Genomic DNA, 21,858 nt, shown 5'->3' on the forward strand with positions numbered 1-21,858 from the left:
TCTCGTTATTTATTTCTCTATGGCAAATCTACCCTTTGGGTATAAATATAAGAAAATTCCCAGCCCCATTAGGCCTATGTCTCTAATGATTTCTGAGAGATATTTCGTATCTTCAGGGTCAATTGTGCCCCCGCCACCAAAACATCCACAGTCAATGCTCAGGCCTCTTGCCCATGCTTGTGCAATCGCAACAATAAATGCCAACATAGTTAAGGCGCCTAATGCACCTGAAATCTTTACTGTAACTCCAACAAATAAAAGAAGTCCTAGCCCAATTTCAATCCATGGCAGGGTATATCCTAAAAAATTAGCTATAGGAATTGGCAACATTTCATACGCCCTGACTGCCATCGCAGATTTTGGCAAGTTAGGTACTTTAAGAGCACCTGCTACAAGTAAAACAGCTCCCAATATTAATCTAGCCAAAAGAGTCAGCCATGGTTGGGCTACTTTAAATTTATCTGCCACTTCTTACTCCTTTCGAAAGTGATTCAGCAAGTTGCTTAATCTTCTTAAGTCCTGACCTACCGGCTCCATGCTCTTGGATTACTTTAATAAAAGCAGAGCCAACAATTACACCATCAGCGTAAGAGGCAACCTCACTAGCCTGTTCTTTATTTGAAACTCCTAAGCCAACTGCTACTGAAGTATCACTTGAAATTCGAATTCGATCAACTAAGGCACTTGCATTAACAGAAACAGTTGTTCGAGCCCCTGTTACTCCCATTAAACTTGCGGCATAAATAAATCCAGAACACTCTGAAGTAACTTTTGCTAAGCGTTCATCAGAAGTGCTTGGTGCTACTACATATATTCGGTTTATCGATTCATTCTTTGCTTGACTCTTCCAAAGTTCTGACTCCTCTATTGTTAAATCTGGAGTAATCACACCAGAACCCCCAGCAGCAGATACAGCAGAAGCAAATTTTGCTGAACCATACTTTTCAATTGGACTCCAGTAACTCATTACGACAGATGGAACTCCATAGCCAACACTTATTTTAAGTAGATCAAAAACCTCTTCAACGCCGGCACCATTAGAAATCGCTTGTTCAGAAGCCGCCTGAATTACCGGCCCATCCATAATTGGATCAGAGTATGGATAACCAATTTCAATCGCATCTACCCCACCGTCAATCATTGCTTTAATAATTAATTTTGATTCCTTTTGAGTTGGAAATCCAGCAGGTAAATATCCAATTAGCGCTGCTCTATTCTCTGATTTTGTTTTAATAAATAGCTGTTCAAGAGCAGTTGGCATTAAAGCGGCATTCCAAAGTATTCAGCAGCAGTCTGCACATCTTTATCGCCTCGACCTGAAAGATTAATAAGCAGTACCGCCTCTTTGCCTAATTCATTTCCGATCTCTAGTGCACCTGCTAAAGCGTGGGCTGTTTCAATTGCTGGAATAATTCCTTCAGACTTACAGAGTAATGAAAATGCATACATTGCCTGATCATCAGTAACTGGTCTGTACTCGGCGCGACCAATGTCATTTAAATATGCATGCTCTGGTCCAACGCCAGGGTAATCAAGACCCGCAGAAATCGAATGTGACTCAATAGTTTGACCATCTTTATCTTGTAATACATAAGAACGGGTGCCATGTAAGACACCAGGAGTACCACCTGAAATAGTGGCAGCATGTAATCCAGTTTCAATCCCACTACCACCGGCTTCAAGTCCAATTAAGCGAACTGATTTATCATCTATAAATGGGTGGAAAATACCAATTGCATTTGAACCACCACCGACACATGCTAAAACTGCATCTGGCAATCTACCGGTTAGATCTAACACCTGTTGCCTAGCTTCAATACCAATTATTCTCTGAAAATCTCTGACCATAGTTGGAAATGGATGTGGTCCAGCAACGGTGCCTAACAGGTAATGTGTTGTTTCAACATTTGTAACCCAATCTCGCATTGCCTCATTAATTGCATCTTTTAAAGTCTTAGAGCCCTGTGTTACTGGTACAACTGTTGCGCCAAGTAACTTCATTCGAGCAACGTTTAACGATTGTCTTTTAATATCAGCCTCACCCATATAAACAACACATTCCAGGCCAAATAATGCAGCGGCGGTTGCAGATGCCACGCCATGTTGACCCGCTCCAGTTTCAGCAATAATTCTTTTCTTGCCCATACGCTTTGTTAGTAATGCCTGACCAAGCACATTATTTATTTTATGACTACCGGTATGGTTTAAATCTTCTCGCTTTAAAAGTATTTGAGCACCACCTGCGTATTCAGAAAATCTTTTAGCATCAGTTAAAATACTTGGACGCCCAGAATACGTTTTATGTAGTTCTAGCAACTCTGCTTGAAAACTTGGATCTGACTGAGCAGAAATATGTGCAGCTGATAACTCATCTAATGCGGCAATTAATGCCTCAGGCACAAATCTTCCACCGTAAGTACCAAAATGCCCAAGTATGTTTGAATCCATACTTTGCAATACCTTGTCATTAGCCATAGTAGGAGTTTATAAGATCTTTACCGGTTAAGAAGTTCTTTTATAGTATGAACTGGATTACCTGTTCTCACTAGAGTCTCACCGATGAGAACCGCCTTTGCGCCTAACTCTTGTACAGATAAGACTTGGCCCCTGGTACTAATTCCAGACTCTGCCACCTTAAGAACAGATGCTGGGAGCTGGGGCAGGATTAACTCAAAATTCTTATCATTTACTTCAAGAGTTTTTAGGTTTCTACAATTTACGCCAATAATTTTTGATCCGATATCTACGGCTATTTCTGCCTCCGCTAAATCATGAACTTCAACTAAAACATCCATCTCTAATTCTGTGGCTAATTGATAAAAGTCAACTAATTGTGAGTTTGAAAGTCCTGCGACAATTAACAGCATTAAGTCAGCGCCTAAAAGCCTAGACTCATACACTTGAAACTCAGTAACAATAAAATCTTTACGAAGCACTGGTAGATCAACCGCAGATCTAACTGCAATTAGATCAGAAATATTTCCTTTAAACCTTCGGCTCTCAGTTAAAACACTTATTAGATCAGCTCCGCCACTTTGATAATCACTAGCTAATGAAACAGGATTCTCTATGGCAGATAAATCACCTTTACTTGGAGATGATCTCTTAATCTCAGCGATTAAGCGCATCCCATCTTTGTTTAAGGCTTCATAAGCATTTCTAAGTTTTGGAGCATTTTCAAGCTGCTCATTAAGTTGTGAAATTGGAACTTTTCGCTTTTCAACATCTTCAATAACACCTTCAATAATGGAGGTAAGAATATTTGAATCACTCATCAGTTGGATCGATCCCTTCTGAAAGAGAATTCCAAGTATTTTTTTCTTTACGTTCATACTTATTAGAGTTTGCGCGTTTGCTTAGTCTAGTAATTAGATAGGTTGAGATCGCAACTAAAAGCAGGCTGGTAATAATTGAGGACTTCACATTAACCAGCCATCGCATTTGCTGTGGCAATAGCACCTAACACTGCTGCAGCCTTATTAATGCACTCTTGATTTTCAGAAATCGGATCTGAGTCGGCAACAATTCCAGCACCAGCTTGAACATAGGCAACACCATCCTTAATTACTGCAGTTCGAATCGCAATACAAGTATCGATATTGCCTGTGAAATCTAAATAACCAATCGTTCCACCGTATATACCTCTTCTTGTTGGTTCATTCTCTTCAATAATCTCCATAGCCCTAGGCTTTGGCGCCCCCGATAAAGTTCCGGCTGGAAATACTGCGAAGAGTGCCTCAATCGGTGCAAACTGTTTTGCTAATTTGCCAACAACTGTTGAAACAATATGCATAACATGTGAATACTTTTCAATCTGCATAAACTCTGTAACTTCCACAGATCCTGGACTACATACTCGTCCTAAATCATTACGTCCTAAATCAACCAACATTAAATGCTCTGCGCGCTCTTTCGGATCTTCCAGCAATTCCTTTGCCAAGGCATCATCGATTTTTGGGTCTTTATCTCTAGCTCTAGTTCCGGCAATTGGATGAATCATTACTTCATTACCGATAACTTTAACTAATGCTTCAGGGCTTGAACCAACAACTGATAGGCCATTAGCAAATCGAAACAAATACATATAAGGACTTGGATTTTGTTCTCGCAATACTCGGTATAAATCAAAGGGATCTGAATCAGATGACATAGTAAATCTCTGTGATAGAACAACCTGGAATGCTTCACCAGATTTAATTTCTTCCTTTATTAGTTCAACTTTATTTACATATCCCTCATCAGTTGTATTGCGCTTAAATTGTGGCGATACCCTATCCGGAATTTCTTTAAATAGATTATCAGTATTTTTTAATAAATCGGACTCCATTTTATCTAGCCTCTTAATAGCTAAGCCATAAACCTCATCAACGCGCTCTGTACTGCCGTCCCAATTTATTACATTGGCAATTAATGTTATATCCCCTTCTTTATGATCATAGACTGCTAAATCTGACGTGAGCATCATGGCAATCTCTGGAATATCAACATCTGTGCTTGCAAGATTTGGTATTTTTTCTAATCTTCTAACAATTTCATAACCAAGATAGCCAACAAGTCCACCAGTAAGTGGTGGTAAGTCAGGAAGTTTTGGTGAGCGCAGATGAGCCGTTGAAATTCGCAGCGCTGATAATGGATCAATTCCAGTTGGCGCTCCAGATGGCATTACTCCTTCCCAAATTGCTAACCCGTTTGATTCAGTAAGGGTAGCCTCGCTATTTATTCCAATAAATGAGTAACGTGCCCAAACTCCAGCCTCTGCTGATTCAAGTAAAAATGTTCCACTTCTATTTGAAGCTAATTTATTATAAATAGAAAGTGGAGATTGGCCAGCTAATGATATTTTTCGAGCTACTGGAATGACATTAAAATCACGTGCGTATTCTCGAAACGATTCAAGTAAGAGCAGTGCCTTTTCCACTCACCTATTCTGCCGTAAGTATCTATTGCGGTGTGCCAGATATTTGCTAGGCCCATGGCCTACGCAACATCAATTACCCCAATATCTAAGGGTGACTTCTATTAATGCGAAGTAAAATTCAGGTTATTACAACTAGAGAACTAAGCAATCAGGACCTAATACAGTTTTAAGATCAGCACTTAAACTTGGTGATGATGTAACTTTTAAACCCTCATCTAACTTAAGCACGGTCTTCTTCTCCCCATCTACAAGTCTGAGATGAACTTCTCGCCCCCCTGGATGTGATCGCAAAATTTCATTCATACGATCAATTACTGGAGGTGTGCAACGCGACATTTCCATTGAAATAACAAGTGGGCCTGTTGGTATCTGTTTTAAATCCGGCAGAGTTAAATCTAATGCTGAAATTCTAGGTTGTTCCTCACGCTTATCAACTCTGCCTCTAATTGCCACAATTCGATCTTCAACTAAATTAACACCATGATTTGCATAAGCATTAGAGAAAAACAAAACATCGACTGCGCCATCTAAATCTTCAACAGTCACAATCGCCCATGGTGTGCCTTGTTTTGAGACTTTACGTTGAATTTGTGTAATTAATCCACCAATTGTAATTATTTGATCATGGCTAACCTCAGAAATTTGGCTAATTGAAAAATCAGCTACTGAACGTAAAATATGTTCAACGCCAAGTAGTGGATGATCAGAAACATAAAGCCCAAGCATCTCTCGCTCATAACCAAGTAACATCATTTTTTCCCATTCAGGGCTTGGAATATCTAATACAACTCCACTAACACTTGTTGAATTTGCAGCACCAAATAAATCAAACTGTCCAATGGATTCTGCCCGTTTAGTTTCAGAGACTGCATCTAGTGCTTCTAGAAAAACCATCATTAAACCTCGCCGTGAATGATTTAGCGAGTCAAATGCTCCAGCTTTAATAAGTGATTCGATACTTTTTTTATTACACACAATTGCATCAACTTTTGTTAAGAAATCGCCAAAACTGTCATACCGACTCTTGGCCTTTCGATTATTAATTATTGAGGCAACTACATTTTCACCAATATTTCGAATAGCAGTTAATCCAAATCTAATATCAGATCCAATAGGGGTGTATTCCGAATCTGACTCATTAACATCCGGTGGCAATACTTTTATACCCATACGCCTGCACTCATTTAGATAAAGTGCACTTTTATCTTTATCATCTCGAACGCTGGTGAGTAACGCAGCCATATACTCTGATGGATAGTTAGCTTTTAAATAAGCAGTCCAAAATGAAAGTAGTCCATACCCTGCGCTATGTGATCTATTGAAAGCATAATCAGAGAATGGGATCAATGTTTGCCATAGCTTCTCAACTGCATCTTCAGAAAAGCCGTTTGCTTTCATACCATCTTCAAAGTGCACTTTCTCTTTGTCCAATATCTTTTTATCTTTCTTTCCCATTGCCTTACGTAGTAGATCAGCGCGGCCCAGGGTGAAACCAGCAACTTTTCGTGCAATTGCTAACACCTGCTCCTGATAAACAATTAGCCCATAGGTGTCTTTTAATATTTCATTTAAAGGCATATCTAATTCAGGGTGAATACCAATTGGGGCTTTGCGACCATTTTTATAATCCGCGTATTTATTATGTGAATCTTCACCCATAGGGCCTGGACGATAAAGAGCAATTACAGCAGCAATATCTTCAAAACTATCAGGTGCCATTGAGCGCAACAAAGATCTAATTGGAGCACTATCTAATTGAAATACTCCGAGAGTGTCACCACGAGAAAGTAATTCGAAAGTCTTTTTATCAGATAGCGGCAAGCTTTCTAATACCACTTTTTTACCAAGATTTTTTTCAATATTTATTAAGCAATCATCTAAGACAGATAGATTCCTAAGTCCTAAAAAGTCCATCTTTAGTAAACCAGTAGCTTCACATGCTCCCATATCAAACTGGGTAATAATGGCGCCATCTGCATCGCGGCGATGAATCGGAATTACATCAAGTAATGGCTCCTTACTTAATATCACTCCAGCTGCGTGCACTCCCCACTGCCGTTTTAATCCTTCAATTCCAAGGGCGGTATCAACAATCTTTTTTGAATCAGGATCACTTTCATATAAATTTCTAAATTCAGATGCCTCGCCATAGCGCTCATTATCCATATTAAATATGCCAGAAAGTGAAATATCTTTACCCATAACTGAAGGTGGTAGTGATTTAGTTAAGCGCTCACCTAGTGCATATGGATATCCGAGCACTCTGGTGGAATCTTTAATTGCTTGCTTTGATTTAATTGTGCCGTAGGTAATTATCTGAGCAACTCGGTCATCACCGTATTTAGTAGTTGCGTATTGAATCATTTCAGAACGTCTGCGCTCATCAAAGTCCAGGTCAATATCAGGCATGGAGATACGCTCTGGATTTAAAAATCGCTCAAATAACAATCCAAACTTAATCGGATCAAGTCCAGTAATTCCTAGAGAATAAGAAACTAAAGATCCAGCAGCTGATCCACGACCTGGACCAACTCTAATCCCCACCTTACGTGCATGATCACAAAGATCTGCCACAACTAAAAAGTAACCTGGAAATCCCATCTTAATCATTACTTCTAATTCAAAGTTAAGACGATCCTGGTATTCAGTTGGAATGCTGTTGCCCATCTTTATGGCTAAACCGTCATTAGCTAATTTAATCAACCAACTATCTTCACTTTGTCCAGCAGGCACTGGAAATTGCGGCAGTAAATTCTCACCTTCACGCATAGTAGTTTCACAACGCTCGGCTACTAGTAATGTGTTATCACAGGCTTGCTTAAAATCTTTGAATATTTCTCGCATTTGCGCTGGGCTCTTTAGGTAAAACTCCGAGTTCTCAAACTTAAATCTCTTTGGATCAGCCATTGTCGAACCAGACTGAATACAAAGTAATACCTCATGTGCTGCTGCATCATCATGGTGTGTATAGTGAAGATCATTAGTTGCTAATTGCGGAAGGTTTAACTCTTTACCTAATTTAATTAAATCAGCAAACGCTCTTTGCTCAATCTCAATTGAGTGATCCATTATCTCTAGATAGAAATTTTCTGGACCAAAAATATCTCTGTACTCACTTGCAGCTTTGATCGCTTCTTTATAGGCGCCCATACGTAATCGGGTCTGAATTTCTCCTCCTGCGCAACCTGTTGTAGCAATTATTCCCTTTGAATACTTTGAGAGTAACTCTCGGTCAACTCTTGGTTTGTAATAAAAACCCTCTAAAGAAGCTAATGATGAGAGCTTAAATAAATTAGAAAGTCCCTGATTATTTTCAGCAAGCAAAGTCATATGGGTATATGCCCCACCACCAGAAACATCATCTTGTCCGCCTTCAGCCCACTTAACTCTTCGCTTATCAAATCTTGATTCTGGGGCTACATAAGCTTCAATACCAATTATTGGTTTAACTCCGGCAGATTTAGCGCTCTTATGAAACTCAAATGCACCAAAGACATTTCCATGATCTGTCATCGCAATTGCTGGCATTTCTTGGCGTGCTACTTCAGCAACTAACTCAGAAATTTTTGCAGCACCATCTAACATGGAGTATTCGGTGTGCACATGTAGGTGCACAAAATTCTCCGAATTTTTCGGGTTTCCAGTTAAATCAGACATGAATGGTGAGATTACTACTGACTTTAATTTCTAGCGGGCTAAATCTGAAAGAAGCGCTAGTGAGCGTGTCAGATCCTCTGGATACTCAGCGTTAAAGGATAGGCGCTCACCACTGCCTGGATGGGTAAAGGCAAGTTGCTTGGCATGTAGCCAAGGCCGAGTGATTGTAAGTTTTTGCGCAAGTACTGGATCTGATCCATAGGTTAGATCACCAACTAAGGGATGGTGCAGCGCAGCAAAATGGACTCTAATCTGATGAGTTCTACCAGTCTCTAGTTCAATTTCAAGCAACGTAACAGCTGGGAATGCTTCCAACGTTTTATAGTGAGTAATACTTGGTTTTCCATTTGCAACAACTGCAAATCGATAATCCTCTTTTGGATGTCGATCAATTGGCGCATCAATTGTGCCAACGGTTGGATCCATATGGCCTTGTACTAAAGCGTGGTAAACCTTAGAAACGGTGCGCTCACGAAACTGATCTTTTAAATGAGAGTATGCAATCTCATTTTTTGCAACCACCATTAATCCAGATGTTCCAACATCTAACCTGTGAACAACTCCTTGGCGCTCTGCTGCACCCGATGTAGCAAGTTGATAACCGGCAGCAAATATTGCCCCAACAACTGTCGCGCCCTGCCAACCAGGACTTGGATGAGCCGCTATCCCAACTGGCTTATCAATCACAATTAAATACTCATCATCATAGACAACTTTTAAACCATCAATCGGAGTTGCAACTAGCTTTGCTTCACCTTTAGCAGCTGGCATTAAAACTTCAATTTGATCTCCAGTAATCACTCGATCAGATTTACCAATTGGTTTACCAAGTTTAGATATTTCACCTGATTCGATTAATCCAACAATTACATTACGAGATAGTCCGAGTAATCTAGATAACGCCGCATCTACTCGTTCCTGATTTAATCCCTCTGGGATTGATAAGTTTCTAACCTCGCGTGAACTCATAGATCCCCCTTACCTTTAGTAAATGGCACATTTTTCCAACTTAGAAATGTAATCAGTATTGCAGCACTAACCACTGACATATCTGCAATATTAAAGACTGGCCAGTTAGGTATTTGAATCCAATCGATAACCTCACCCTGTAAGGCACCTGGTGTGCGAAAAATTCGATCAGATAAATTACCAAATATTCCGCCCAACGCTAAGCCAAGGGCGATCGCCCAGGGATTAGACCTAACGCTTCTCCCATAATAAAAGATCACACCCGCTATAATAATTGCAAAACTTGATAGGAATATTGTGCCACTTGAAGCAAGATTAAATGCCGCCCCTGAGTTAAATACGAGTCGAAATTGCAGCAGTGAACCAATTATTTGTTTTGGCTCATCTGATAAATAGTTAAGAGCTGCTACTTTTGTTAAATAATCTATGGCAAAAACTATTAAAGCGGTAGCCGCTAACCATTTGCGCTGAAGATAGTTCAGCGTCGTTCCTCTTTTTGTTTACAAACCATACAAAGTGTTGCTCTTGGAAAAACTTGTAGCCTTGCTTTGCCTACAAAATTTCCACACTCTTCGCACTTGCCGTAAGTTTTATTATTAATTCGCTCAAGGGCTCGCTCAGTTTGCTGCACCATGTCTCGAGCGTTATATACCAATGACATTTCATGCTCACGCTCAAAAGTTTTTGCACCAGCATCTGCTTGGTCATCTCCCGCGCCAACTCCTGCTGCCTCAACTAAATCTTCCATCTCAGCCTCTGCTGTTTCCAACTCTTTCCGCAACCTAATTAAATCCTTTGAAAGTTCAGCCTTGATGCTTTTTAACTCAGTGGCGTTCCATGCCATCTCACTCGCTGTCGCCACAAGTGGAGCTGGCGCACTTTTAATTGGTTTTAGTGCTGCTGCTTTCTTTGACTTTAACACTGGCTTTGGTGGTGGCAACATAACTAATCTGCGCTCTTCCACAATTGGAGTTGCATTTGCATTTGGAATTGTTGATGTTACAGAAATAGTTGTTGAGGAACCTGAAGTTGAAGTTTGTAACTTAGCTGGAAATGGCTTACCAGGTGCTTTTTTAAATGCTGCTTTCTTAGCAAGTTTAGGCTTAACGATATTTGGTGATCGCTTTGCCACCTTCTTAGCAGGTGCTTTTTTCGTTGACTTTTTAACGGCTGACTTAGCCGGCTTTTTTATGGAAGGCTTCTTACTTTTTTTTGCTGATTTCTTAAATAACTTGCGAATAGCCACGATACCTCCTGGAGGGGCAAAGGTTATGGCTTGTCGCAACTAATTACCAACCGCCACCCCTGCGCGTAATGAGAGTTCAGAAAAAGGTATCAATCCCGCGTTAGAATGTAGGGTGGATACGAACTCGAAGCGCACAATTAACGCCTTACCTGCGCAAATTGATCTTCCATCAATGGAAGCTAGTATTTTGGATTTTTGGTCACAAAATCAAATTTTTGAAAAGTCAGTTGCAAATCGAAACGGTGCACCGCGTTGGAGTTTTTATGAAGGCCCTCCTACTGCAAATGGAATGCCTGGCACCCACCATATTGAAGCTAGAGTTTTTAAGGATTTATTTCCACGCTTTCAAACAATGAAAGGCAAGCAAGTAATTCGTAAAGCGGGTTGGGATTGTCATGGATTACCAGTTGAAATTGCAGTTGAAAAAGAATTGGGTTTTACTGGAAAAGCAGACATCGAAAAATTTGGTGTAGCAGAATTTAATGAAAAGTGTCGTGAATCGGTGCAACGGCATGTTGGTGAGTTCACTAATATGACAAAGCGCATGGGTTTTTGGGTGGATTTTGATGAAGCCTATTGGACTATGTCACCTGCATATATTGAAAGTGTTTGGTGGTCACTAGCGCAAATTTGGAAAAAAGGATTACTAGTTCAAGACCATAGGGTTGCGCCATATTGCCCAAGATGTGGAACAGGCTTATCCGATCATGAATTAGCACAAGGTTATGAAACTATTAAGGATCCATCTGTTTTTGTTAGATTTAAAGCAACCTCTGGAAAGTTAGCAGAACTAGAAGCAAGCCTGCTGGTTTGGACTACTACCCCATGGACATTAATTGCAAATACTGCTGTTGCAGTAAATCCTAAGGTGGAGTACCAGGTAATTGAAATAACAAATGAGGATTTAACTGAACGGTTGGTAGTTGCTGCAGATCTAGCATCAGTTCTAGGAGAGGACCGAAAGGTATTAGCTACATTTAAAGGCAGCGAACTAGAGCACACTAAATACACTAGGCCATTTGATTTCATTGAGATTGAAAATGCTCACTATGTAGTTTTAGCTGATTATGTAACAGTTGAAGATGGAACTGGATTAGTTCACCAGTCCCCTGCCTTTGGTGCTGATGACTTAGAGGTTTGTCGAAAATATAACCTGCCGGTAGTCAATCCAATTGAACCCGATGGTCACTTTAAAAAAGAGGTCGCATTAGTTGGTGGTGTATTTTTTAAAGAAGCAGATAAGGCATTAATTAAGGATTTAAAATCTCGCAATTTAATGTTTAAGAGCTCTCAATTTGAGCATTCCTATCCACATTGCTGGCGATGTCACACAGCTTTAATGTATTACGCACAACCATCCTGGTATATCAAGACAACCTCAATTAAGAAAGATCTGCTGCGTGAGAATTCGAAAACTGATTGGCACCCAGAGACAATTAAAACTGGTCGCTTTGGTGATTGGTTAAATAATAATATTGACTGGGCCGTTTCTCGTAATCGCTATTGGGGAACGCCACTTCCAATATGGCGATGTGAGAATAAGCATGAAATCTGCGTAAGTTCACTATCTGAATTAGGAGAACTAGCTGGTAAAGAGTTAAGTAAATTAGATCCACACCGTCCATTTGTCGATGATATTAAGTTTAAATGTAAAGATTGCTCATCGATTATGGAGCGTACGCCTGAGGTAATTGATTGTTGGTATGACTCAGGGGCAATGCCATTTGCGCAGTGGGGTTACCCACATCAGGCGGAATCTGAAAAGGAATTTAAAGCTGCATATCCTGCAGATTTTATTTGTGAAGCAATTGATCAAACTCGTGGTTGGTTCTACACCTTAATGACAATTGGAACTTTAGTATTTGATAAATCATCATATAAAACTGTGCTTTGCCTTGGCCATATTTTAGATAAAGATGGCAGGAAAATGAGCAAGCATTTAGGAAATGTATTAGAGCCAATACCGTTGATGAACCAACATGGCGCAGATGCCGTGCGCTGGTACATGCTCGCAGCTGGCTCACCGTGGAGTGCTCGCAGAGTTGGACATGATGCGATATCAGATGTGGTTAGAAAAACTCTGCTTACCTACTGGAATACCATTTCTTTCTTTACCCTCTATGCAAATGCAGCAGATTTTAAAGTTTCATCCCTACCTAAAGATTTAACACTTATGGATCACTGGATTCTCTCTGAACTTAATAAACTAATTAAAGGTGTAGATGATGCCCTTGAAAGTTTTGATTCGCAAGGTGCCGGAGCTTTACTTGCTGCATTTATTGATGATCTCTCAAATTGGTATGTGCGCAGATCTCGTCGTCGCTTCTGGGATGGTGACCCAGTAGCACTTAATACTCTTTACTTCTGCCTTAAGAACTTAACCCTTCTGCTAGCTCCTATGGTGCCATTTATCTCTGAACATGTTTGGCAAAAACTTGTTAAATCATCTGAAGCAGATCAAGTTGAATCAGTTCACCTAGCAGACTTTCCACAATTTGATAAAGTGATGATTGATGAAAAATTATCAACTTCTGTTGCACTTTCGCGAAGACTAGTTGAATTAGGAAGAGCTGCTCGGGCAGAGTCAGCAATTAAAATTCGCCAACCACTATCTCGCGCCTTAATCTCTGCTCCTGGCTGGGATCAGATATCTGAAGAGATTAAATCTCATATCGCTGATGAGCTAAATATTTTGGCACTAGATGGTATTCATGCGGCTGGATCAGATCTCGTAGATATCTCAGTAAAGGCAAACTTTCGCACCCTTGGCACAAAATTTGGTGCAAATGTTCAAGAGATTTCAAAACAAATCTCGGTAACTGATGCAACTGCTATGGTTAAAGATCTGCGGAAAAATAAAACCTTTAAATTAAATGTTGAAATCAATGGTAAGTCTAAAGGCATTGAGATTGAAATTGAAGATTTGATAATTACTGAAACCCCTCGAACTGGATGGTCTGTTGCCTCACATGCAGGTGAAAGTTTGGCACTTGATCTTGAGTTAACTCCAGAGTTAATTAGAGCTGGATTAGTGCGTGAGGTAATTAGAGCAATTCAAGAGGAACGTAAAAATATTGGTTTAGATGTCAGCGACCGGATAACAGTTAGCTGGAATGGCCCAACCGAGTTAGCAAAGGTAATCTCATCAGCAACGGCAGAAATTAGTGCTGAAGTATTGGCTACACAAATGCAGCAGGTTAGCACCGAAAAATCTGATGAGAATGAACTCGGCTTGTGGTTAAAACTAATTAAAAACTAATTAAAGAACAGAAACTAAACGCATAAGTAATTGCACAACAAAAAACACAACAATAAAAGATAGATCAAGTGAAACTGCGCCTAACCGAAGTGGTGGCACAAACTGCCTAACAAAAGATAATGGCTTATCGGTAATTGTATAAACCAACTCGGCTAGGGCAAGTACAACTCCTTTTGGACGCCAGTTTGGTGAGAAGATTCGAATGTAATCTAAAATTAAACGGCCGATTAGTGTAATTAAAAATAGATTAAGAGCCCAGTAAATTAAACCAAAAATTGCACCCATGGTTTAAAGGTTTTTAGCTTTGATTAAAAAAACTTGCTTGTGCTGCTGAATTCTTATCTTCAACACTAACTGAAACATTTGGCGGTGTTAATAAAAATACTTTTGGAGTTACTCGTTCAATACTTCCATGGTGACCAAAAACTAGACCAGAAGCAAAGTCAACTAAACGCTTACGCTCTGTCTCTTCCATGTCACTTAAATTCATAATTACCGGCTTACCCTCGCGGTAATGCTCACCAATTAATCGGGCTTCACTATAAGTTCTAGGAGTTAGCGAAATAATATGATCCATAATTTTACTTTGTGCAGATGCTGGAAGTAATTCAACATTTGACTTTGCAGCAGATTTTGAATTAGCACGAACTAATCTAGGTGCTCGCTCAGTTAGTTGATTATTGCCATGGTCAAGCTCTTCCTCATCCATAAGACCGAGGTAACCTGCAACCCGCTTAAATGCACTAGCCATAGACCAAAGGCTATGCGATCGGAGATCTAATACCGAGGATTGAACTGCCAATTCTGATATGTGTCGCACCATATTTGATGGCTATTTGATAGTCACCACTCATCCCAATTGATAAGGATTTAGCAGCTGGGAAAGTGCGCAGGAAATCACTGCGGATAGCCACTAATTCAGCAAAGGCTTCCTCAGCAGGTGAATCAACTGGGGCAACTGCCATTAAGCCCTGCAAACTAATTCCTGGTAACTCAGAAATAGCACCTGCTAATTCGATTAAATCAGAAGGGTTAACGCCGGATCTAGACTGTGGCGGCTTATCCAGTGAGACCTGAATAAAAATTGGCTTTTCTATGCCACCGCTGTGCTGAGAGATAATTTGCGCATATTTTAGTTGATCAACTGAATGTATATAACTTGCCCAAGATGTGATTGATTTTAATTTATTGCTCTGAATCTGGCCTTGAAAATGCCACTTCACATCATCTGGTAATAGTGAAACCTTCCCACTTGCCTCCTGATCACGATTCTCACCAAACTCTCGGATACCAAGAGAATAGAGAATTTCGATATCAGATACTGGAAAGGTTTTAGTAACTGCAATTAAAGTTATTTCACCAGTTGACCGGTTAGCTTTTTCAGCCGCTAACTTGATCTGCTCATTTACCTTTTCAAGATTTGCACTAATTTCATCAATACGGTTCATAAGCTAATTACACCAACCTGCCGGCCTAGGGTGGCATCTGCGCGGTGTGAAAAGTAGTCAGAATTTTCCTTTGTGCAAATTCCTAAACTTGTTATTTCAACTTCACTTAATTGATCTTTTAGACCTGCGAACAGATTTAGGTGATTACTTTTGCCACCTGTTGCTGGATGCTCTTTAACAATCTCGCCATACATCACCGGGTCCACTTCATAACAGTTGCCACAAATATGCGGGCCAACCACCCCAGATATCTGATCTGCGCCCAGTTTCTTCATTTGATCTAACGCAGCTAGTGCTACTTTATTTAATAACCCCTTGCGGCCAACGTGAACTGCTGCAACTACACTTTTTGAAATAAGCAGCAGCGGAAGACAATCAGCTACCTGCACTGCTAATGCGACATTTGGTTTATCAGTTACAACTGCATCACCATCATAAATTGCCCCATTTGGTGAGCTCTGGCTATCGACCACAGTTACTTTATTACCATGCGTTTGTTTCATAAAATAAATGGGATTGCCAATTAATTTTGAAAGCTGTTTTGCGCTATCAGATGCTTGTGGATTATCTAGTGAGCCGAAGTGTCGCGAGGTAAAGAGCAACCGAGCCATGCTCGATTCCTAGCGCATGAAATCAGGGATATCGATCTCATCTTCTGCGACTAAATCTTCAAAAGTTATCCGCTTGCGTGAGCGTGGTTCCCCGCCATTAACATCTAGATCAAGTGCAATTGCAATTGGATCATTAGCAGCGATTGGATCTGCTTCACCACTTAGTGCGGCCGCATTAATCACTGGCATTAATACACGCTTTGGTTCACCACCAGCAAAGCCTGCTGCAATAACTGTTACACGGACTTCATCACCTAAGGCATCATCAATTACAGTGCCATAAATAATATTTGCATCTGGGTGAGCAGATTGCGCAACTAATTCAGCGGCCTCTGATATTTCAAATAAACCAAGATCTGATCCACCAGCAATTGAAAGTAATACGCCATGTGCACCATCAATTGAAGCTTCAAGAAGTGGACTTGAGATTGCAAGCTCTGCTGCGCGAATAGATCTTGCTTCACCTCTTGCTGAACCAATTCCCATCAATGCAGAACCAGCACCTGACATGATGCTTTTAACATCAGCAAAGTCAAGGTTTATTAATCCAGGTGTTGTAATTAAGTCTGTGATTCCTTGAACTCCAGATAATAAAACTTGATCAGCAGTTCTAAATGCTTCCAGAGCACTAATTGAACGATCTGAAATTGCAAGCAGACGATCGTTTGGAATTACAATTAAAGTATCAACTTCTGTTCGTAAATTTTCTATTCCTTCATCTGCTTGTGCAGTTCTACGTTTTCCTTCAAATGTAAATGGTTTTGTAACTACACCAACTGTTAGCGCACCAAGATCTTTTGCAACCTTTGCGACAATTGGAGCACCGCCAGTACCAGTTCCGCCACCTTCACCTGCAGTAACAAAAACCATATCGGCGCCACGTAATACTTCTTCAATTTCATCAATGTGATCAAGAGCTGCTTGACGACCAATCTCTGGCGCAGCACCTGCACCTAATCCTCTTGTTAACTTTCTACCAATATCTAATTTCACATCAGCATCTGACATTAACAATGCTTGTGCATCTGTATTGATTGCAATAAATTCAACACCTTTTAAACCAACGTCAATCATTCGGTTAACAGCATTAACTCCGCCGCCGCCAATACCAACAACTTTAATTACAGCTAAATAATTTTGCGGTGTTGCCACGTTGCGCCTCTTCCCTAGCCCTAAATCTCAACTTGAGAGTTAAAGTTATTGCTTTTCCGATTACGCAAAAGTATGCATTAGAGGCATCTCAATCAAACACCGACACGATATTTAGTGAGATAAATATTTATGCAGTTTATGGATTTTTATAAAGAATTAATGCCAAATTCAGATTTACTTTTAATCAAAATTAACTGACTATTGGCGAATCTGGCTGCGATAAATCCACCTGTTTAATTGCCTTATTTTCCGGTAGTTTCAAGAGGGCGGTTAATACTTTTGATTTTTGCCCAATATCAGTAGCCCCTCCCCAATTAATGCGAAGAGTGGAAGCATTAAGTCGGGTATCCATCAAAATAAAGCTTGATTTTGTGATGGAAATTGACTCAAGATCTAGTAATAAATATCGCAGATCACTTGGAATTTGCTCTAATAAAGTAGCTATTGCGGTCAGGTCCTCATTACTGCGACTCTGACTTGTTACCGAAGGTAATTTACCTTGCGCCATAAGTTGATTTGGTGAAGTAGGTGTAAAAATAAAGCCCTTGCTATCAAAATTTACTGAGGCATTTTGCACAGAAATCGTTTTAGCAATTGCAACTCTCTCTTGAACCACTATTGAGACCTTTTTATTAAACCAGTTCCTAGAAACATCACTGCTAGATATCCAATCTAATTGATTAAGGGTTCTTTTTATGGATCTAACATCCACCCTGGCTAATTGATCACCAGGCTTTGGCTCAATCCCATTTCGAGAAAGCTCATTTAAAACTAGATTCGCAGCACCACTACCATTAACTGATACCTGTGCTACTGAAAGAAGTGAAGACCAACCAAGAAGATAAGCAGAGGCCGAGATTGCGCTAACTACCAGTATGGATGTTAATAATCGCTTTAGCCGCTTAGAAATCCTTAAACTCATTAAGTATTACCGATCAGCAAGTGATTGCAGAATAGGTTCTCCTAGTGAACTAATATCTCCTGCTCCTAATGTAATAATTACATCTCCGCTTTTTGCCATTTTTGTAATTTCTGAAACTACTTCTAACATCGAAGGTTCGAATTTAACCTTGCTCTGGTCCATATTTCGCGCAATCATTAAGGAGGAGACGCCAGGAATTGGCTTCTCACTAGCTGCGTAAACTTCTAGTAGAAAAGTAAAATCAGCATTTGATAATGCTGCACTAAATTGTTCTGAAAAGGCAGCCGTTCTTGAGTATCTATGAGGCTGAAAAATAACTAGCACTCGAGCAGATTGGGCTAAATTTTTAGCTGCAGTTAAGGTTGCTATTATTTCAGTCGGATGATGGCCATAATCATCAATTACCTTAACTCCAGAAACCTCACCTTTTAATTCAAATCTGCGCCGGGTTCCGGTAAAGCTCTTAAGCCCAGCGAATAACTTATCTTCTGCCATATTTAAGGCACTTGCTGCCGTAAAGGCGGCTAATGCATTTAGCAGATTGTGCTTTCCAACAACTGAAAGACTTAACTCACCAACCCTGCGGCCAGTACTTGAAACTGTGGCTAGGGAAGATAACGGGTCTAGTTGAATTCGCTGGATTTGGAAATCATTATTTTCACCCTGTCCATATAACAATATCTTCAGGTCTTTTCTAGTTATCCGAGTAAGTAGTTGTTTAACTCCTGCGTCATCTCCGCAGGCAACTAAAAATCCATTATCTTGAATGGAGGAAATAAATTGCTCAAACACTTTAAAAACTGCCTCTTCATCAGCAAAGTGGTCAACATGGTCTAACTCAACATTTGTGATGATGGCTCCACTTGGCTTATACGCTAAAAATGATCCATCAGACTCATCTGCTTCGGCAATAAAGATTGATCCACTACCACTGTGAGCATTTGTGCCAGCTGTGTTAATTGTTCCACCAACTGCAAAAGATGGGTCAGCTCCAGCTGTTTGTAACGCCACCGCCAACATTGCAGTTGTTGTGGTCTTACCATGTGTACCAGCAACTGCAATTGATGTGGATTCTGACATTAACCATGCTAAAGCTTGGGCTCTAGCCGCCACAGGGATCATCTTTTTACGCGCTAGGGCTAACTCTGGATTATTTTCATCAATCGCGGCTGAAATAATTACTAGATCAGCTGCTCCCAAATTCTCTTGTTTATGTCCAACTTCTACTTTTGCACCAAGTGCTTTTAAAGAGGTAAGCATTGCTGAATCATTTTTATCTGAACCAGAAACTGTAAAGCCTTTGGCTAACATTATTCTGGCAATTCCACTCATACCAGAACCACCAATACCAATAAAATGGATATTTAGTTTTGCTAATTCAGATAGTGAGTAATCAGTTTTTAAACTCATTTATCTCCACTGACCTCCTGAATAATTGCATTTCCAATTAACTCACTTGCTGATAACTCAGTGTTAGCAGTTCCTTGATACCCTGTGGCACTGCGCCAAATTTCATCCCAGTTGCTTGAAAGCCAGCCTGAATTAAATTTATCATCAGCCACAACGATTGCTGCTCCGGCGGTTTGTAAATCAGAGGCATTTGCTGCTTGCTCACCATTTCCAATTGGCAGTGGAATTAAAACTGCAAATTTTCCAACTGCTGCAAGTTCAGCACAGGTCAGTGCGCCACTTCTTGCGATTACAAGGTCAACTGCATGGTAAGCAGATGCCATATCTTCGATATATGCGAGGGCAAGATAATTTTCTGTTCTAGTTGGTAATGGATTATTGCGCCCAACTGAATGAACGACCTGCACACCTTTTTCGGTAAAGCTAGAAAGAGACTGCAAGATTGCTTCGTTGATATGACGAGAGCCAAGTGATCCGCCGAAAACTAAAACGGTTTGCTTATCAGCAGAAAGTCGCCATTTTTCTAATTGCTCTTTGCGTTTAACAGCAATTCCTTCTTGAGATTGGTAGGTACTAGAAATTATCTCTGCTCTGATTGGCATGCCACTTAATTTGGCATTTCTCCATCTCCCGATTTTTAACCCTGCCCGAGAAAAAGCAATAAAAATTTTGCGCGCAAAAGGAGCACCTAATTTATTGGCCCAACCTGGAATTGCATTTGCTTCATGAATAAATATTGGCTTGCGCAGAAGCGCACCAGCTAAATAGAGCGGTGGGCAGGCATAACCACCAAATCCAATAATTAAATCAGCATCTTTGCAGATTTTAATACCTTTCCAAGTTGCTAGCAGAATTCTAACTGGCCAAAATAATGCACCAGGAGTTAACTGCCTTGGCATTAATACCTTAGGAATATGGACAAGCTCAAAACCTGCCTCTGGAACAAGTTGATTTTCAAGACCAGTTTTTGTGCCAACAAATTGATACTGCCAATCCGGCTTTTTATCTCTAAGCCAATTTGCAACAGCTAACGCTGGTTCAACATGGCCAGCAGTGCCACCACCTGCAAAAATTATTTTAGGAGTCATCTGCCTAATTTTCTCATCCTGCTTAACTTAATACCTTCAGATATCTCCGGTGTTCGCCTTGCAACACCTAATACATAGCCAACTGCAAGCAGATTAGCCAGCAAAGATGAACCTCCATATGAGATAAATGGCAAAGTAACTCCAATTACTGGAATTATCGATGTAACTGATCCGATATTCACAGTTACTTGGGCAATAAACCAGCATGCAATTCCTGCGGTTGCATATCTTGAAAAATCATCTTTAGTTTTAATAGCAATTCGCAACATAGAATAAATCAAAGCTGCATAAAGGGCTAAGACTAGAAGTGTTCCTAATAGTCCGAGCTCTTCACCAATTACTGAAAAAATAAAATCAGTATGAGCTTCAGCTAAATTAGCCCATTTTTGCTTGCTTGCCCCAAGCCCACTTCCCCAAAGGCCACCACTTGCTAACCCCATAATGCTGTGGGCTGGTTGCCAACCAGAGAACTTGTAATACCTCTCATCAAATGGATCAAAAAGAGCAGCAAATCTGCTCATTCGATAGCTATTACTAAATATAAGTACCGCACTAATAACGCTAGCTAAAATAGCTACTGCGATAAAATTCTTAATTGGTGCGCCAGATACAAATAAAATACCACCAAAAATAATTAAAACTAGTAATGCAGTTCCTAAATCCCTCTCTAATATAATTAATCCCTCAATAACCACTAAACCAGGGAAAATTAAACCAATAGGATTTTTACCTGCAACTAGATCGATCCTTCGTAATTGAAATGCACACCAAAGAATTAATCCAAATTTAGCAAACTCTGACGGCTGTAGTGTGAAGCCGGCAATCTCAATCCAGTTCCTATTTCCATTGATATTTTTTCCTAGATTGGGAATAAATGGGAGTAGTAATATAAATATTGAAATCGTTAGACTTACTTTGGCTAATCTTAACCAAATGGCACCTTGCACTTTAAATGCCCAATATGCTGTGGCTGCGCCAAGAATTAAGAATAAGAACTGCCTGATAAATATTGAGTAACTATTACCACTTTCCTGTAAGGATGTGACTGTTGAGGAAGATAAAACCATAGTTAGACCAAGGGCGCATAAAAATATGGTGCTCCAGATTATTAGAAAATATGGTAACTCTGGGCGGGTAAGTATTTTTGAATATTTTCTAACCGTTAAATTATTAGCCAT

19 protein-coding genes are annotated in these 21,858 nt (G+C 40.1%); 1 reads left to right on the top strand and 18 read right to left on the bottom strand.

From position 1 onward, the window contains the following. Positions 1-9: 9 nt before the first annotated feature. The 9 genes from B1sIIB91_RS03445 to B1sIIB91_RS03485 form a co-directional block, all read right to left on the bottom strand. The gene (locus tag B1sIIB91_RS03445) at positions 10-468 is read right to left on the bottom strand and encodes a DoxX family protein (RefSeq protein WP_095688220.1); all 459 of its coding nucleotides are present in this window, start codon (positions 466-468) and stop codon (positions 10-12) included. Beyond that, positions 458-1,261 (bottom strand): tryptophan synthase subunit alpha, encoded by an 804-nt coding sequence (trpA, locus tag B1sIIB91_RS03450; RefSeq protein WP_095688221.1) that lies wholly within the window; start codon positions 1,259-1,261, stop codon positions 458-460. The genes B1sIIB91_RS03445 and trpA overlap by 11 nt, the downstream gene beginning before the upstream one ends. Next, positions 1,261-2,475 carry a tryptophan synthase subunit beta gene (trpB, locus tag B1sIIB91_RS03455; protein WP_095688222.1) on the bottom strand — a complete coding sequence of 405 codons (1,215 nt, stop codon included), beginning with the start codon at positions 2,473-2,475 and terminating at the stop codon, positions 1,261-1,263. Before trpB ends, trpA begins: the two co-directional genes overlap by 1 nt. A 20-nt stretch (positions 2,476-2,495) precedes the next feature. Further along, complete coding sequence (gene trpC / locus B1sIIB91_RS03460; RefSeq protein ID WP_095688223.1) at positions 2,496-3,275, bottom strand: indole-3-glycerol phosphate synthase TrpC; 780 nt, start codon at positions 3,273-3,275, stop codon at positions 2,496-2,498. 149 nt (positions 3,276-3,424) lie between these two features. Further along, a complete protein-coding gene (locus tag B1sIIB91_RS03465; RefSeq protein ID WP_095688224.1) occupies positions 3,425-4,918 on the bottom strand; it encodes an anthranilate synthase component I in 1,494 nt (497 codons plus the stop codon). Between the two features lie 132 nt (positions 4,919-5,050). Continuing rightward, the gene (gene dnaE / locus B1sIIB91_RS03470; protein ID WP_095688225.1) at positions 5,051-8,575 is read right to left on the bottom strand and encodes a DNA polymerase III subunit alpha; all 3,525 of its coding nucleotides are present in this window, start codon (positions 8,573-8,575) and stop codon (positions 5,051-5,053) included. A gap of 30 nt (positions 8,576-8,605) precedes the next feature. Further along, positions 8,606-9,544 (bottom strand): RluA family pseudouridine synthase, encoded by a 939-nt coding sequence (locus B1sIIB91_RS03475; protein ID WP_095688226.1) that lies wholly within the window; start codon positions 9,542-9,544, stop codon positions 8,606-8,608. Beyond that, positions 9,541-10,026 (bottom strand): signal peptidase II, encoded by a 486-nt coding sequence (locus B1sIIB91_RS03480; protein WP_095688227.1) that lies wholly within the window; start codon positions 10,024-10,026, stop codon positions 9,541-9,543. The genes B1sIIB91_RS03475 and B1sIIB91_RS03480 overlap by 4 nt, the downstream gene beginning before the upstream one ends. Beyond that, positions 10,023-10,790: a TraR/DksA family transcriptional regulator gene (locus B1sIIB91_RS03485; protein ID WP_095688228.1), complete on the bottom strand. Its 768-nt coding sequence runs from the start codon at positions 10,788-10,790 to the stop codon at positions 10,023-10,025. The genes B1sIIB91_RS03480 and B1sIIB91_RS03485 overlap by 4 nt, the downstream gene beginning before the upstream one ends. Positions 10,791-10,902: 112 nt before the next feature. Here B1sIIB91_RS03485 and ileS point away from each other — a divergent pair, with 112 nt between their 5' ends. After that, a complete protein-coding gene (ileS, locus tag B1sIIB91_RS03490; protein WP_223298574.1) occupies positions 10,903-14,049 on the top strand; it encodes an isoleucine--tRNA ligase in 3,147 nt (1,048 codons plus the stop codon). Here ileS and B1sIIB91_RS03495 read toward each other — a convergent pair whose 3' ends face one another. The 9 genes from B1sIIB91_RS03495 to ftsW all read right to left on the bottom strand — a co-directional run bounded on the left by B1sIIB91_RS03495 (position 14,050) and on the right by ftsW (position 21,858). Then, positions 14,050-14,334, bottom strand: coding sequence for a YggT family protein (locus tag B1sIIB91_RS03495; RefSeq protein ID WP_095688229.1), 285 nt, complete (start codon positions 14,332-14,334; stop codon positions 14,050-14,052). A gap of 13 nt (positions 14,335-14,347) precedes the next feature. After that, positions 14,348-14,800, bottom strand: coding sequence for a cell division protein SepF (locus B1sIIB91_RS06145; RefSeq protein WP_095688230.1), 453 nt, complete (start codon positions 14,798-14,800; stop codon positions 14,348-14,350). Between the two features lie 10 nt (positions 14,801-14,810). Beyond that, a complete protein-coding gene (locus B1sIIB91_RS03505; protein ID WP_095688231.1) occupies positions 14,811-15,497 on the bottom strand; it encodes a YggS family pyridoxal phosphate-dependent enzyme in 687 nt (228 codons plus the stop codon). Then, positions 15,494-16,108, bottom strand: coding sequence for a purine nucleoside phosphorylase YfiH/LACC1 family protein (locus B1sIIB91_RS03510; RefSeq protein ID WP_095688232.1), 615 nt, complete (start codon positions 16,106-16,108; stop codon positions 15,494-15,496). The genes B1sIIB91_RS03505 and B1sIIB91_RS03510 overlap by 4 nt, the downstream gene beginning before the upstream one ends. 9 nt (positions 16,109-16,117) lie before the next feature. Beyond that, entirely contained in the window at positions 16,118-17,260 is a 1,143-nt protein-coding gene (gene ftsZ, locus B1sIIB91_RS03515) for a cell division protein FtsZ (protein ID WP_095688233.1), read from the bottom strand. Between the two features lie 190 nt (positions 17,261-17,450). Beyond that, the gene (locus tag B1sIIB91_RS03520; protein WP_095688234.1) at positions 17,451-18,182 is read right to left on the bottom strand and encodes a cell division protein FtsQ/DivIB; all 732 of its coding nucleotides are present in this window, start codon (positions 18,180-18,182) and stop codon (positions 17,451-17,453) included. Between the two features lie 6 nt (positions 18,183-18,188). Further along, entirely contained in the window at positions 18,189-19,592 is a 1,404-nt protein-coding gene (murC, locus tag B1sIIB91_RS03525) for a UDP-N-acetylmuramate--L-alanine ligase (protein ID WP_095688235.1), read from the bottom strand. Then, the gene (locus B1sIIB91_RS03530; protein WP_095688236.1) at positions 19,589-20,680 is read right to left on the bottom strand and encodes a UDP-N-acetylglucosamine--N-acetylmuramyl-(pentapeptide) pyrophosphoryl-undecaprenol N-acetylglucosamine transferase; all 1,092 of its coding nucleotides are present in this window, start codon (positions 20,678-20,680) and stop codon (positions 19,589-19,591) included. The genes murC and B1sIIB91_RS03530 overlap by 4 nt, the downstream gene beginning before the upstream one ends. After that, entirely contained in the window at positions 20,677-21,858 is a 1,182-nt protein-coding gene (gene ftsW, locus B1sIIB91_RS03535; RefSeq protein WP_095688237.1) for a putative lipid II flippase FtsW, read from the bottom strand. Before ftsW ends, B1sIIB91_RS03530 begins: the two co-directional genes overlap by 4 nt.

The sequence above is a fragment of the Candidatus Nanopelagicus abundans genome (assembly GCF_002288305.1).
In the GTDB taxonomy this organism is placed as follows: Bacteria; Actinomycetota; Actinomycetes; order Nanopelagicales; family Nanopelagicaceae; genus Nanopelagicus; species Nanopelagicus abundans.